The organism is Candidatus Persebacteraceae bacterium Df01, assembly GCA_030386295.1.
Classification (GTDB): Bacteria; Pseudomonadota; Gammaproteobacteria; order Tethybacterales; family Persebacteraceae; genus Doriopsillibacter; species Doriopsillibacter californiensis.
Map to the genome: position 1 here is coordinate 247,017 of JANQAO010000002.1, position 14,316 is coordinate 261,332.

The 14,316-nt window shown below is 41.9% G+C and carries 10 protein-coding genes and 1 tRNA gene; 6 read left to right on the forward strand and 5 right to left on the reverse strand.

Features of this window, described 5'->3' with window-relative positions:
* Positions 1 to 8: 8 nt before the first annotated feature.
* Positions 9 to 569: a type V CRISPR-associated protein Cas4 gene (cas4, locus tag NQX30_04310; protein MDM5147593.1), complete on the reverse strand. Its 561-nt coding sequence runs from the start codon at positions 567 to 569 to the stop codon at positions 9 to 11.
* Positions 570 to 614: 45 nt separating this feature from the next.
* Positions 615 to 4,847, reverse strand: a complete 4,233-nt coding sequence (gene cas12a, locus NQX30_04315; protein ID MDM5147594.1) for a type V CRISPR-associated protein Cas12a/Cpf1 — start codon at positions 4,845 to 4,847, stop codon at positions 615 to 617.
* 216 nt (positions 4,848 to 5,063) lie between these two features.
* On the opposite strand from cas12a, the gene hemH reads away from it, so the two are divergent.
* Positions 5,064 to 6,170 carry a ferrochelatase gene (gene hemH, locus NQX30_04320; protein ID MDM5147595.1) on the forward strand — a complete coding sequence of 369 codons (1,107 nt, stop codon included), beginning with the start codon at positions 5,064 to 5,066 and terminating at the stop codon, positions 6,168 to 6,170.
* Between the two features lie 59 nt (positions 6,171 to 6,229).
* On the opposite strand, the gene trpC is transcribed toward hemH, so the two are convergent.
* From trpC to NQX30_04335, 3 genes are all read right to left on the reverse strand, one after another.
* Entirely contained in the window at positions 6,230 to 7,057 is an 828-nt protein-coding gene (trpC, locus tag NQX30_04325) for an indole-3-glycerol phosphate synthase TrpC (GenBank protein MDM5147596.1), read from the reverse strand.
* Positions 7,038 to 8,060 carry an anthranilate phosphoribosyltransferase gene (gene trpD, locus NQX30_04330; protein ID MDM5147597.1) on the reverse strand — a complete coding sequence of 341 codons (1,023 nt, stop codon included), beginning with the start codon at positions 8,058 to 8,060 and terminating at the stop codon, positions 7,038 to 7,040. Before trpD ends, trpC begins: the two co-directional genes overlap by 20 nt.
* A 62-nt stretch (positions 8,061 to 8,122) precedes the next feature.
* A complete protein-coding gene (locus NQX30_04335) occupies positions 8,123 to 8,941 on the reverse strand; it encodes a hypothetical protein (protein ID MDM5147598.1) in 819 nt (272 codons plus the stop codon).
* Between the two features lie 89 nt (positions 8,942 to 9,030).
* Here NQX30_04335 and NQX30_04340 point away from each other — a divergent pair, with 89 nt between their 5' ends.
* The 5 genes from NQX30_04340 to NQX30_04360 all read left to right on the forward strand — a co-directional run bounded on the left by NQX30_04340 (position 9,031) and on the right by NQX30_04360 (position 14,313).
* Positions 9,031 to 10,182 carry a putative manganese transporter gene (locus NQX30_04340; protein ID MDM5147599.1) on the forward strand — a complete coding sequence of 384 codons (1,152 nt, stop codon included), beginning with the start codon at positions 9,031 to 9,033 and terminating at the stop codon, positions 10,180 to 10,182.
* Positions 10,183 to 10,250: 68 nt separating this feature from the next.
* Positions 10,251 to 10,325: transfer RNA gene (locus NQX30_04345), tRNA-Val, on the forward strand.
* Positions 10,326 to 10,336: 11 nt separating this feature from the next.
* The gene (locus tag NQX30_04350; GenBank protein MDM5147600.1) at positions 10,337 to 11,092 is read left to right on the forward strand and encodes a glycosyl transferase; all 756 of its coding nucleotides are present in this window, start codon (positions 10,337 to 10,339) and stop codon (positions 11,090 to 11,092) included.
* Positions 11,083 to 12,822 carry an ATP-binding cassette domain-containing protein gene (locus tag NQX30_04355; protein ID MDM5147601.1) on the forward strand — a complete coding sequence of 580 codons (1,740 nt, stop codon included), beginning with the start codon at positions 11,083 to 11,085 and terminating at the stop codon, positions 12,820 to 12,822. Before NQX30_04350 ends, NQX30_04355 begins: the two co-directional genes overlap by 10 nt.
* A gap of 3 nt (positions 12,823 to 12,825) precedes the next feature.
* Positions 12,826 to 14,313, forward strand: coding sequence for a glycosyltransferase family 39 protein (locus NQX30_04360; protein MDM5147602.1), 1,488 nt, complete (start codon positions 12,826 to 12,828; stop codon positions 14,311 to 14,313).
* Positions 14,314 to 14,316: the final 3 nt, after the last annotated feature.

Here is a 14,316-nt window from a genome sequence, read left to right on the forward strand (position 1 = left end):
ATCAACCCTCAATCGGCCAGCGAGTAATCACACAATGCCCGGTAGACACACTGCCGACATTTATTAACGTTGGCAACAAACGGTGCATTTAGTTCAAAATCCCGCATTTGTTGAATAAGTACCTCAAAGTCCCGCAATTTGTCTGGAGCGTCTTGTGGTAGCGGCACAAAGTAGCTTTTGTTGTCGTCCATGCTGTAGAGTTTGATTTTTTGCACCGGATAACCCATTTCAGTCAAACAAAAATATTGAGCATATAGTTGAAAAACATAGCCGTTATATAGCATTTTTATTTTCTTTTTACGCTCGGTTAGCAACCGCTTATTTTGGTCATAAGTATCCACCTTGCCGCATAGCCCATAAGTATCGCTGTACACCTCCACTCCCTGCATTACCGCTTTGGCGGTAGTATATGTTTTGTTGTCTATAGTTCGGTGTGCGTTCAATCCTGCCGTTTGATGAGTCGTATGATAAAAACGTTTTGACATTTTGCCGTAAAGCTGATGAAAATAAATAGAGCGCGGGCAAAAAAGAAAATCATTCAGAAAAGATATTTGTATATACGATTCCATTGTGTTCCTAATAATATAGATTAACTCGGTTTTTATTCATGTTTACTAAACAGTTAATATTTTTTCGTTATCTAAATCGGGAGATTTTTCTTGCACAAATTGATACCATTCTTTGTTGGTAATGTTTAATCTCTCTTCTCCTTTGTTAATTTGCTCTAACGCCCATAACCCTTTTAGTGCAATGTGATACGCTCCGTTAGCATCAGCATTTTGCGGGACATCGCCACCCACATCGCGAGAGTCAAAGAAATTTCCATTCGCATCCGGTATCGGCGAAATCATCCAATCCTCATCTGAATTAATACGGCTATTACGAAGTTGTAAAGTTAACCTGAGCAATCGAATAAGTTCTTTGAAAAAACCTGTGTCATTTTGATTTTCAATATCGCTTTTAATATCTTCTTTATTTTCATAGTCAATAACCGTGTTTTTAAATAATTCTTTGAATTTTTCGGTTAAATTAATTTCTCTTGTGTCCCATTTATCATTTTTAGAGGTTCTAAAATTCTCAAGCCGCTTACCATAGGAACAAATTGTCCATTTTTGTTTACTGTCTTCAGCCTTATCCGTAAATTTTTTATAATCCAAATGAAATTCAAAATATTGTTTTTCAGTATTAAATTTTATCAAATCAAATTTGTTAAAAAATTCTTGTGCCTTCTTAACAGTTTCATAATGAGGATATAGTAAGTTCACAAACCCTGTCACTGGGCAAATTTTGGACGTGTGGTAGGCAGAGACATAAAAAACAACTCCAGTTTGCTTGCCCATTTTTTGAAAACTTTTAAATGGTGCTGTCAGCTGCAATGCTTTTAGCACTCCGCCAGCATGGCTTGGTTCTTTCTCTTTTAGCACTAAATAATTAAGTTTGTCTATCAACATTTTTTCCAGTTTTTGATAGATTTGTTTTTCTACCTTAAAGCGGCCTTTTTTGAAACCAAAATTTAAATCTTCAAGTACTACAATAGCGTTGTGTTCTACTATCATCCGACAAATTTTGTGCACGACTTGCGACAAATAACCCTCTTTCAAGTCCTTAATCCGTTCAATACTTCCCCAAGACTTTCTAGATTTATCTCGCTCAACTTCTCTTTTATTCAAAAGATAATGATAGTCTTTTGAATAAATTTTTCCTTTATTATCACTTTCTATTACATTAAAACTGCCCTGCAAATACTTACCATTCACATCTTGAAGTATTTCCCTTTTTTGGTTAATCAGCGTGTAATAAGCTAAGTGACGCTCTCCTCTATCTATCCCCAAAATATTGACGGTTGGATTATCTTTTAGAAATGCATTAATTTTGTCATTAAAGTGAGGTGCTCCTAAAGCTTTAAAATTACACCCAATGGATACATGAAACAAGTATCTGTCTTTGGCATAACGTTTGTCTTTGATAATAGGAAGGCGCTTGCCATTCTTGTCAAACTTTCCTTTCAATTCTTCGTAGTGATGCCCCTGTTCCCAAATTTTTTCATCATACTTAATAGATGCTTTCCTAAAAAATAGTTCTGCTTTTCCATTAAGTTTATAAACCACATTTTTTAAATTTTCAGGGGTAAATAAATTTCTCCAATACAAGGTTTGTAAACTAGGTTTTCCTTTTGCATGTGGCGAAAAGTCTTTGCTATAAATCTCAAACAAATATAATTCCCCTTCTTCCACACATTGATCTATATAGCTCACCGAAATATCTTGAAAAGATATTTTGTAACCCTGATGCTCTACCTCTTTATAAAACCCACTTAAGTCGTTATACTGACTTGTGTCTGAAAACTTAAATCCAAAACCTCTCCATTCTGGACGAGAATTAATTGATTCTTTAAAAAAATCAATTATATTTCTCATATCTTTTACATCAAATTCCTCTTTTTCATAACCTTTTTGAGGAGTGCCTTTTTGGGTATGAGTGGCATGGTTCCTAATTCTCAAAATCTCATCAGACGGATTATAATAATTTATATTTTCTTTACTGAAAAATACCTTCGGTAACATTTTGCTTGCCCCAGGAAGAAGTTTATATTCCATTTTTTGGTAATTATCAGATGTGTTTTTTAGCGCTTCCAAAGATTTTGCTTGTTTCTTTATGTTTTTTTCCATATTTTCTAATTTATTCTTCAAATCATCATAAGCTTTTGTGCCTTCTTTTTTGTTTAATAAGATTGCCTTATGTTCTTCAATTTTTTTTATGTTTTCCGCCATACTATCTTCAATTGATTTTGGACTTAAATTATCACTTTCAAATAATTTTGCTGTTCGTCTATCCATAACACCCAAAAAATATTTTTCGCCTTTGCGTAAAAGCACACAAGTATTATCAGTTTCTTTATTTTTATCCCATCCATCTGCTAACGTGATATTTTCAAAATTTAACTTATATTTTTCTATGTTGTACGGCTTTTTTGTAAGATAGTTACGTGTTTGATTATAAAGTGGCGTAATCTGTTCTAGCACTTCATACAAACGATCAAAATCCCCATAAAAAGCACTATCTTTATCTAGCACATCAGCATGTTCTTTTTCTTTCTGCTTGACTTTTTTGCGGTGTGGTTGTTTTTCCGTTAGCACATCAGCATGTTCTTTTTCTTTCTGCTTGACAAATAACGGTTTTAAAAACTGCTGTAAATCTTGCACTGCATCTAAATATACTTTGATTTTAGATACCTCTTTTTTATTATTTTTTAACGTTTCTGTTTTTTCGCCTTTATATTGTTTTAACACATTAAAAGCGGGTGGCGCTAATTTTATAATTTCATCAAGCAATTCTTTCTCTTCAAAAACATCGGTTTCTTCATTCTTTTTTCTAAACATTAAATTTTCAAAATAGCGAAAAAGCGGTTCGCTCATTGCTTTTTTTTTCATTTCTATAGTAACACCTTCATCCTTATTATCTACAAGATCTTCGTCTTTATATTGCTCAAAATCTTTTTTTAATGCTTTATGAATAGTATCAAATGAAAAATAAGTGCTCTTAAGCCATGATTCTCTTGCTTGCTCAGTAAATCGCTTAGACTCACCTTTTTTATTTTTCCCCAGTAATCTATTTTCTGCATAATTTTCTAAGCTTCGTTTTATGACATCCCAGTCACCAAATAAAAACTGAGAAATGTTAGCAAGCTCTTTGCCGTTTTTGATATAAATACTTTGAGCATCTGCTTCTGATATGCTTTCAAGGATCTCTCTTAACTGCTTAGTAATATTAAAATCTTCAGTGTTTTTATTTCCTTTCTCATCTTCAATTTCTTCTCTGCCAATTAACTCATCCTTTTCATTTAATTGGAATAATTGAATTTGTTCACATAAATTGCCATCATTATTTATATTTTGCAGCCGGGATGAAATTTCTGTTCTATCGCTCAATATTTGCTTGTGCAATTTCTCCAACTTACATGAGAGTACTGTTTTTCTTTTATCTTTAAGCTCTTTCTTTTTTTCATCCACAGTATTATTTTTTTGACTCGCTAATTGCTGAGCATATTCATTAATTTTTTCATTTACCCCTTGTTCTTTTATATTTCCTCTTTTACTCTGCCCACCTCTAATTTTATTGTACTCGTCTATACCGCGTTGCGTTAGGCAATTATTAAAGTAAGAAAGCGAAAAAACATTATCTAATTTAACATCAAAATAATTTCCCACTTCTGAAAAATCCACGCCCAACTCTTTTGCCTTTTCATAACGTAAGATGTTATCTATAAACCGCGGTAGGTTTTCGTGAATCAACCGATAACTAATTGATGTGCTATGGCTTTCTGCTGTATAAATATTTTTTCTGTTTTCATTAAACCCGTCAAAATAGCTAGTCCATTTTTCAAAATCTTTAACAATTCCTATTGCTTCCTCGTTATTTTCCACTTTATCAGGATGCTGCTCTAGCCATGTAGGTAAATCTTCTTTAATAAACTCTTTTTGGAAAAGTCTGTCATTCTTAAATACCTCGCTAACTAGTTTTCTAAGCGCTTCCTGTTTCTCGCCTAGTTTATCCTGCTCATCTTTATTTTTCTTATCCGCTTTAAGTGCTTCGTACGCACTTTTAAAATCCTCTAAATCCTCTATTTTGAAGGAAAATCCGGAAAGCCGCTTATGAATAAAATCTTTGTGATATTCATCTATTATTATTTTGGCTAGTTTATATTTTCTAGCTAACTCTTCGTCTTTTTTCAACAATTCGCCGTCTTTAATATGCTTAGCGGTTTCTCCTACTGGCTCTAATGCAAAGCGAAGTGTTTTTTGAACACTGTACTGATTTGTGAATTCGTCAAAAATAGATGTTTTCATGATTTTTCCCTTATTAAATTAAGTTTACAATCAAAGATACCTAAATCAAATAAATGCCATCCTATTAATTTCATATTTTATGCTAATGTCTTTTTAAACAACAATTTTCTTGTGTAACATTTTTTAATGGCACAATATGATGCAATTAGACATCTTTCCGAATGTCATAACCTGCTGTCTATTTATTTTCTCCTATACACCCCACAACATACTATCATGAGCACACTTACCGCCAATCAACGGTACCAGCACGGCACAGCCGAAAATATTGGTGTATTACTGGTTAATTTAGGTACCCCAACAGCACCCACCGCTAAAATGTTGCGGACGTATTTACGTCAATTTTTGAGCGATCGCCGCGTGGTAGAAGCGCCGCACTGGTGGTGGCTGCCATTGCTATACTGCATCATTGTGCCACGCCGCGCGCCACGCTCGGCGACTGCTTATCAATCAGTGTGGACAGACCAAGGCTCTCCGCTAATGGTTATTTCTCGAGCGCAACAACAAAAACTTGCCGCCGCTTTTGCCAAAGAACCCGTTGTTGTGGAATTAGGAATGAGCTACGGCAAGCCATCTGTTGCCAGCGCATTACAAGCACTGCAAGCACAAAACTGCCGGCGCATTGTGGTGCTGCCGTTATATCCACAATATGCCAGCAGCACCGTCGGTTCGGTTTTTTGCGATGTCACGCGTGAATTATCAAAATGGCGAGAGACGCCACATATGCGTTTTGTTTCCGGCTATTGTGACGACCCGCGTTATGTTACGACACTGGTCGATTCCATCCGCACAGCACAACAAGCACACGGTCGTCCAGACAAATTAATATTTTCTTTTCATGGTACACCGCTCGCCATGTTGATGGCAGGCGATCCCTATCATTGCTGGTGTCACAAAACAGCGCGATTGGCGGCGACAGCATTGGGGCTTCACGATAACGAATGGATGACGACATTTCAATCGCGTTTTGGTCCTGCCAAGTGGCTACAACCCTATACAGACGAAACACTAAAAAAATTGCCTGCACAAGGCGTTCATCATGTGCACGTGGTGTGCCCTGCTTTTGCTTCCGATTGTTTGGAAACACTGGAAGAAATTGCTATTGAAAACGGCGATTTTTTTAAGCAAGCAGGTGGCAAGCAGTTTCATTATCTGCCAGCACTCAACGACTCGCCACCACATATAGATTTTTTGCGTGATTTGATAATTGACAATATTAATGATTGGCTGCAGACAGTGCTACACGAAAATGCACCTGACGTACGCAAAACACAACAGCAAGCAAAAGAATTTATGCACACCTTGTTAACTCGTTCAAATTAAATATTATTTCGTTTAATTGCGAATGTATAAATGGCCGTCAAACGCCGATTAATAAATAATTAATCGGCAAACAATTGCCGCAAAGCAGTACCGGGATCTGATGCTCGCATAAAAGTCTCGCCAATTAAGAAAGCATCGACGCCAGCAGCAGTAAGCGATTTAATATCTGCATTGCTAGCAATACCGCTTTCGGCTACAGTGAGCGGACGCGGAGTAGTAGCATGCGCTAGCGGTAACAAATTTATGGATGTTTGCAACGACACTTCAAAAGTGTGTAAGTTGCGATTGTTAATGCCGATAAGTGCGTTCGGTACGGTCAGCGCCATTTCCAGTTCTTCTGCAGTATGCGATTCGGTTAACACCGCCATGCCCAGTTTGTGTGCTGCTTGTGCCATGCTGTGCATGAGTTCCGGCGTCAATGCGGCAACAATTAACAATACCGCATCCGCTTCCAACGCCCGAGATTCATAAATCTGCCATTCTTCCAGCATAAAATCTTTACGCAATATAGGCAACATACAAGCAGCGCGCGCTTGTTGTAAGTGTGCATCTTTACCACCAAAGTATGGCGTGTCGGTGAGAACCGACAAACAGGTAGCACCTCCAGCTTCATATTGAGATGCTAGCGTAGCAGGATCAAAATCAGCACGCAATAACCCCTTACTGGGGCTTTTTTTCTTGATTTCGGCAATGACTGGCAAGCGACTATTTGGCGATTGCAAAGCAGCAACAAAATCACGCGGTGGCGGCACCGCAGAAGCTCTTTGTTGCACTGTGATTAATGATTCGTTCTGTCGTCGGCGCGCTACTTCGCAACGCTTGTCGGCAACGATACGCTGCAAGAAAGCCGGTGTATTCAACAGAAAATTAGGAGGACGCAGCGACAAAATCGCTCAACTTTTGCGCCGCCGCACCACTGTCTACCGCCACCGCCGCTTGTTGTACACCGTCTGCAAAGTCTACGGCCTTGTCTGCGACCATCAAAGCGGCAGCGGCGTTGAGCAATACGATATCTCGCGCGGCACCGGTGTTACCAGCAAATACCGCATTAATTAATGCCGCCGATTCTGCCGCTGACGAAACTCGCAAAGAATCAAGCGACGCGACGCTGAGTCCGACATCTGTCGGCGCAATCGTATAACGAACAATAGCGCCATCGCGCCACTCCGCAATGGCAGTTTCACCGGCAATGGTAATTTCGTCCAGTCCTTCGCCATGAACTACCATCGCCCGCTGGGCACCACAAGCAGCCAAAGTCTCTGCGTATGAAACTAACAATTGCAAATTAAAAACACCAGTAACTTGCCGCCGCACACCAGCGGGATTACACAATGGTCCCAGCAAATTAAACATTGTCCGCACACCCAGCTCGCGCCGCACCGGTGCGGCATGGCGCATTGCCGGATGATGATTAGGTGCAAACATAAAGCCAATGCCAAGGCGCTGAATCAACTCGGCAATTTTGTCCGGCTCCGTATCCAGCGACGCACCAAGTTCTGACAACAAATCTGAACTGCCTGAAGTGCTGGATAACGCACGATTACCGTGTTTTGCCACACACACACCAGCTGCGGCAGCAACAAAAGCGGCAGCAGTAGAAACATTAAACAATCCAGCCCCATCACCGCCAGTGCCGCAAGTATCCACCGCATTGTCGTCAGCTAAGGATACCGGAATCATCATAGTGCGCATAACATCTGCTGCCGCCGCTAATTCCTCCGGCGTTTCGCCTTTAATTTTCATTGCCACCAAAAAACCAGCTGTTTGCACCGGAGTCCATTCCCCTTCTAATATACCGCACACGGCCGTAGCCATTTCAGTGGCGGATAAGTCGCAGCGGGAAGTAGCTTTTTCCAAAAGCTGCTTATAGGAATAGGTGGTTTCAGACATGAAAATTATTCTAACACGAGCGTCAGACGGTATTTTCTTTCAACCATCCAAAAGCAATGCAATCAATCTAAAATCCCGTCCAATGCACAACGTGCTTTGAATGCCATCAGAAATGGCTTAATGCAAGCAATTTCCTCTTCTTCGGCGGACAAGGAAATTGCCTTCAAAGAATCAACTACAACGATAATGTCATCACGCACTGTCGCGCTAAGACGCAACAGTAGCGTCTGCAAAAACGGTTGACGTTCAGGCAACGCCACATTGATGTGTTGTTGTGCCATGTCTAACAACGGCAAAATGTTAGCAATTTCATTAGCGGCGATGGCTTTTTCCGCTTCCTCCAAATAATTGAATATCGGCGACGCGCCAACAAGATGACGCGCCCGCTTCCAATCAATCCCAGAAACAAAATCGCCCTGAGGTCGGATAGTGTCGGTTTTTGAAGAAGGTGTAGAAATATGGTGCTGGGAGTTGGACGAACTGGTGGCAATTTGTGATTTGTGAGTTAGCGCAATGGTGGAATTTTGGGGTGATGTCTGCGAAAAAAGCTGCTGCACAATCGCTGTTACCAATTCTTGTAACGTGACATCATCAGCCGCAGTATTCCATTCCAATATATTAAAATCTGGCCATTTTTCTGCGGCTCGCCGGCGCAAGGCAGACAAATAAGAAAAATGCGACGGCACCTGTGCAACAATTGGAAAGTTATTACCTTTTGCTAATTCAACCGCTGCTTCTATGTCTGATACGACATATGTAGTGAGCAATACAGCTATTCCCGCCGATGGCACAATTGTCGCCATTTGCGCAGCGGGTAACAGAGCTGCCAGCTGGCGCGCGTCCAAATCTTCACGCACAGAAATAACGCTAATTGTTTTCATTGTCGAATTTATCTATTGAAAAATAAAAATTGCCGTGTGCATCAAACGACATCGTACAACCACGATTGCTTGAATTATAATAAGAATTAATGAACACAGTTGTTATCAAACGCGGCTTACACAATATTGTTGACAATCTTGCCTTGGGCAAAATCGTTGCTCTAGTCGCTAGTGTTCTTCTTATCCTTTATCCAGCCACCCGAGATATCGCGTTCACGGCATTGAGCGAATCTTATTATCAAGTAAGCATCTTTGTCGCTGCTACGCTTATTGGATTGATTATGTTTGAGCGTGCCCAAAAGCGCGAAATGCGGGAAATTTTGCGCCGCCATGCGCGCTGGCAAGTTCCCATTGCCGCTATTTTTGGTGCTATTCCCGGTTGCGGCGGTGCCATTTTTGTGGTCACCCAATACATTCGCGGCGCCATGAGTTTTGGTGGCGTAGTAGCTACGCTTACCGCCACTATGGGAGATGCCGCCTTTTTGTTACTCGCCAAAACGCCGCTGGTAGCAATAAAAATATTCGCTATTTGTTTTGTCATGGGATTGGTTTTTGGTTTTATAGTAGACCGTATTCATGGTCGTGATTTTTTACGCCCTGATACTAAAAATGTAGACGTTGACTCCGATATTGAGGAAAACCCACTATTGTCGCCATTTTACCTTTTGTGGATGGTACTGTTTGTCCCCGGTGCAATTATTGGCATTTCCTACGCTTTTCAGGTTGATGTCGCTAAAGTCTCACAAATTGGCGGAGTAGATTGGGTTAGTCCTTTTGGCGCCGCCGCGGCACTATTTGCTATTGTTATGTGGACACTTAATCCACTATCCGACATTCGCCTGTGTATTTCAGAGCGACGCACTATGACAAGACGGGTTACCGATACCACCAACTTTATTACCTTTTGGGTGCTGTGTGGTTTTTTCGGCTATGGGGTACTAGAAAGTTACTTCCATCTTAATTTAGCAGGATTACTGCAATCTTGGGTTTGGCTAACGCCGCTGGTAGCGGTAATTATCGGCTTTATTCCCGGCTGTGGTCCGCAAGTAGTAGTCGCCACTTTGTTTGTAAACGGTGTAATTCCGCTGTCGGCACAACTAGCCAATGCCATTTCCAACGACGGTGATGCACTGTTTCCCGCCGTCGCTATTGCTCCCAAAGCCTCCGTCATTGCCACACTGTACACTGCAATACCGGCTTTGATTGCCGGATATGGTTGGATGTTTTTGTTTGAGCGTTGAATTCACATTTATCAAACCCGTCCATGATAAATGATGGCACGCCTACAGTGCGATAAAATAACGTTTTCGGGCGCTTAGCTCAGTGGGAGAGCGCTGCCTTCACACGGCAGAGGTCGCTGGTTCGATCCCAGCAGCGCCCACCATTTATAACCCTATGGCTACTATTGAAAAAACTGTTGTTTGTCTAAAGTGGGGAAATCATCCTCATACCGCCGAGTGGGTTAATCGCCTGTATCGGGGAGTGGCGCGGCATTTATCGCCACCGTTTCGTTTTGTTTGTTTTACGGATGAACCAACCGGCATGGAACCAGCAATCGAATCTCGCAACATACAATCACTAACATTAGGGTCGGAATTATCCGGTATCTGGTGGAAGCTGGCAGTTATGCACCCTGACGCCAAGCTTTCTGGTCGCTGTCTGTTTTTGGATTTAGACACAGTAATTGTAGACAACATGGATGATTTTTTTTCGTATCCGAGACGTTTTTATATTATTCGCAATTGGATTGAGCGACGCAAACAAATTTTTCGCGCACGCCCCCAAGTAGGAAATTCGTCTGTATTTCGTTTTGAGACCGGAACGAATTCGCATGTAGCAAATTTATTTTTACAAAATCCAGCACACGCAAATAATCGTCTTATTTTTCCTACCGAACAAGCGTTTATAACTCATGCCATAGAAAAAAATAATATTACTTGGCGGCCGGAATCGTGGGTAAGAAGCTTTAAGCGTCATTGCTTGCCGATATTTCCTCTGAACTGGCTGCGGCGTCCACAAATGGAAGCGGGCACAAAAATTATCGCTTTCCATGGTGGTACGCCCAAGCTGGATAAAGTGATTAAAGGCACCGTCGGCAACTGGTACAAACGGACGTTGCCTATGCCGCAACTCGCAAAGCATTGGAAATAACCCAAAGCGAACGGAGGCGGCTGGCACGCCTTTATCTCCCGTATTTGCTTCGCCATCGCGCTCCCTTTATCGGCATGGTCACGTGCATGCTAGCGGTAGCAGCTTTGGAACCGTTGTTGCCGATGATGATGAAACCACTGTTGGATTCCGCCGAAAATACCGATTTTTTTGTCCAGCCAACGTGGCTACCTTACGTTTTATTGGGCTTAATTACATTATTGTCCTTGTTTAGCTATGGTCGTTCCTATTTAGGTGGCTGGCTGAACGTCACCATGCAAAAAAAATTGCGCGATGATATGACGGCACATTTATTGCGCCTGCCGCTCAACCATCGGCAAACGGAAACGCTGGGGAAAACCACATCTCGCTTTATGGCTTTTGTACCGGCATTGGCTTCGCCCGTCCTGCCAGTATTTACGGCACTGGTGCAAGAAACCGTTAAAACCGCGGTTTATCTTAGCTGGATGTTTTATTTGCAATGGAAATTGGCATGCATTGTATTAGTAGCAGTGCCGTTTGTGTCGTTGTTGATTAAAATATTGGGGACAAAAATGAAAATTGCTGCAACTCGTGCCCAGAGAGATATTGCTGCAAGCCAAAGTCATTTAAATGAAACAGTGCGGCTGTTACCAATTATCAAACTTGCTAGCGACAGTACCGCCGAGCATTCATTACGAGATAAATTTTCTTCATTACGAGGTGCACAGCTACGTCAACAAATCGTAATAGCTGCGGGACAACCGCTATCACAGATGATTATCGCCATTCCCAGCGCGGTTATTCTTGTGTACGTGGTAGACGCTTTGCTCAATGCGCAAATGAGCAGCGGCGATGTCGCCGCGTTTGTCGGTGTGATGCTGCTGATGCCGCGTTCAGTGCGTGTAATTACCCGATCAACGTCAATATTTGAAGAACTGATCGTGGCGGCGCGTGAAATTTCTTATTTTTTAGGGACCGATACCGAAATAGATAACGGCAAAACAACAATAGCGCGAGCACAGGGAGCAATTGCTTTTGAAAACATTTCTTTTGCTTACAATCAAAATACGCAATTGGTACTGGACGACGTGTCGCTGACTCTTGCGCCCGGTGAAACGGTAGCGTTGGTGGGACGCTCCGGTGCCGGCAAAACGACTTTAGCAAATCTATTACCGCGCTTTTACACACCGACGGCGGGCGTAATTCGGTTAGACAACCACGATTTACGAGAGATCTCTTTAGCGTCATTGCGCCACCAAATTGCGCTAGTCACACAAGAACCGCTGTTGTTTGATGACACCGTGGCGATAAACGTAGCGTATCCCGACGGAGGCGCGGCGGATATTGATAAAGTTGAGCGAGCATTAAAAAATGCTGCTGCCAATGATTTTGTCGCCGCCTTGCCACATGGTATACAAACGCGGATAGGCGAAAATGGCGCATATTTATCGGGCGGGCAGCGACAACGATTGGCATTGGCACGAGCTTTTTACCGTGACGCACCCATTATTATTTTGGACGAGGCGACATCGGCACTGGACAGTGAAACCGAAACCACAATTAAAGAAGCCATGCGGCGCCTGCTTATCGGGCGCACGGCAATTATCATTGCTCACCGATTTTCTACAATTGATTTTGCTGACCGTATTATTGTGTTGGACGGCGGTAAAATTATCGCTTCGGGAACGGTCGCCACTTTACGCCATACTTGCCCTCTGTTTGCAGAATTGTATGATGCGCAAATCATTTAATTAATGAACAATATGTGTCAACTTTGGCACTATCCAAATCGTTTTGTTGCTATATATTTAATAGCACGTTTTGTCATTTGGACAGTAGTTATATGGCTGACACAACCGACGCTGCCGCTGGACGTGCTGGAACATTTAGCTTGGGGGAAAGAGTGGCGTCTAGTATATTCCAGTCATCCCGGACTGCCAGCATGGATTAATGAGGCAGTCCATATCACATTTTCTGGCAATCATTTGGCATTGTCGGCAATATCACCTTTTTTCTCTTGTGTGGCGATATGGGCAGTTTGGCAATTGGCGCGAGATACACTCAAAAACAATAATACCGCAGCAATTGCTGCCTTATCTTTGGAAGGAGTGTTTTATTTTAATATCAGCGCCATAGAATTCAATCACAATGTCGCCCAACTAACCGCAATTACCTTGTTTTTTTTGACTGTATGGCGCGCATTTTCACTAGGAAAATATTGGTGGCCGGTAGCCGGTATGATAGCGGCTTTTGCCATGTGGGCCAAATATTCTTCACTGCTAGTGCTCGTAAGTATATTTTTGTGGAGTTTGTGGGATCGGCAAGCGCGAGGGTTTTATCGTAGCTGGGGACCATACGCAGCGATGGCAGTTTTTACCATTTTGATCCTTCCCAATATTTGGGCGTTAACAGCAACTGATTTTCAACCGGTAGAATTTGCTTTTAACCGGGCAAAAAAATCAACTGCATGGTGGCAGTCAGCCGTATTCCCTCTGCACTTTATGCTAGCGCAAGTAATGGCGTCTATCTTAGCCGTAGCGTTATGTCGGTTAGCAACAGGGCGTTGGTTACCACGATGGTCAACAGCAACACCCACTTTTTCAAACCGTTTTATTATCGTTGCCGCTTTCTCGCCACTATTACTTGCGATGTTAATTTCGGCTGTTGGTGGATTGCGCTTTAAATCCACGTGGGGGGCAGCTATGTGTTCTTTGTGGCCTCTGTTAATATTAATGTGGCATGGTGATGGCAAACTCAATATACGTTTTTGGCGTCGTGGTTTTATTATTATCTCAGCATTGACCGTTATCATTCATACCGCTATTTTTATAGGAGGTCCTTATCTCACCGGAAAAGCAAAGCGTGTACACTATCCCGCTGCCCAAATTGCCTCACACATAGACCGCGAATGGGCGCAACAATTTCCGGAACAGCCTCTGTCCTATGTTATTGGTAAAAAACATACAGCTTCTATGGTTTCATATTACTCACAATGGCGACCGTCGGCAGTGATAGACGGAGATTTAAAAAAGAGTTTTTGGGTAAAAGCAGACGATATTCATCAGTCAGGTGCTGTTATTGTGTGGGTAGTGGATAATGGCAAAGGCAGACAAAACCAGCCTTTTGTTTTTTCTCAAAGCACTCCCCTGTTACAGCGGCAACCTAACTTCAAGGTTGATTGGTTAAGCGGTGCTAATTTACCGGCTTTAGAAATGGGATGGGCGATATTACCGCCGAGATAACGT

Excerpts from the sequence above, each read along its gene's own strand:
- cas4 (MDM5147593.1), bottom strand. The coding sequence starts at position 569 with ATGGAATCGTATATACAAATATCTTTTCTGAATGATTTTCTTTTTTGC.
- cas12a (MDM5147594.1), bottom strand. The coding sequence starts at position 4,847 with ATGAAAACATCTATTTTTGACGAATTCACAAATCAGTACAGTGTTCAA.
- hemH (MDM5147595.1), top strand. The coding sequence starts at position 5,064 with ATGAGCACACTTACCGCCAATCAACGGTACCAGCACGGCACAGCCGAA.
- trpD (MDM5147597.1), bottom strand. The coding sequence starts at position 8,060 with ATGTCTGAAACCACCTATTCCTATAAGCAGCTTTTGGAAAAAGCTACT.
- NQX30_04335 (MDM5147598.1), bottom strand. The coding sequence starts at position 8,941 with ATGAAAACAATTAGCGTTATTTCTGTGCGTGAAGATTTGGACGCGCGC.
- NQX30_04340 (MDM5147599.1), top strand. The coding sequence starts at position 9,031 with ATGAACACAGTTGTTATCAAACGCGGCTTACACAATATTGTTGACAAT.
- NQX30_04350 (MDM5147600.1), top strand. The coding sequence starts at position 10,337 with ATGGCTACTATTGAAAAAACTGTTGTTTGTCTAAAGTGGGGAAATCAT.
- NQX30_04360 (MDM5147602.1), top strand. The coding sequence starts at position 12,826 with ATGAACAATATGTGTCAACTTTGGCACTATCCAAATCGTTTTGTTGCT.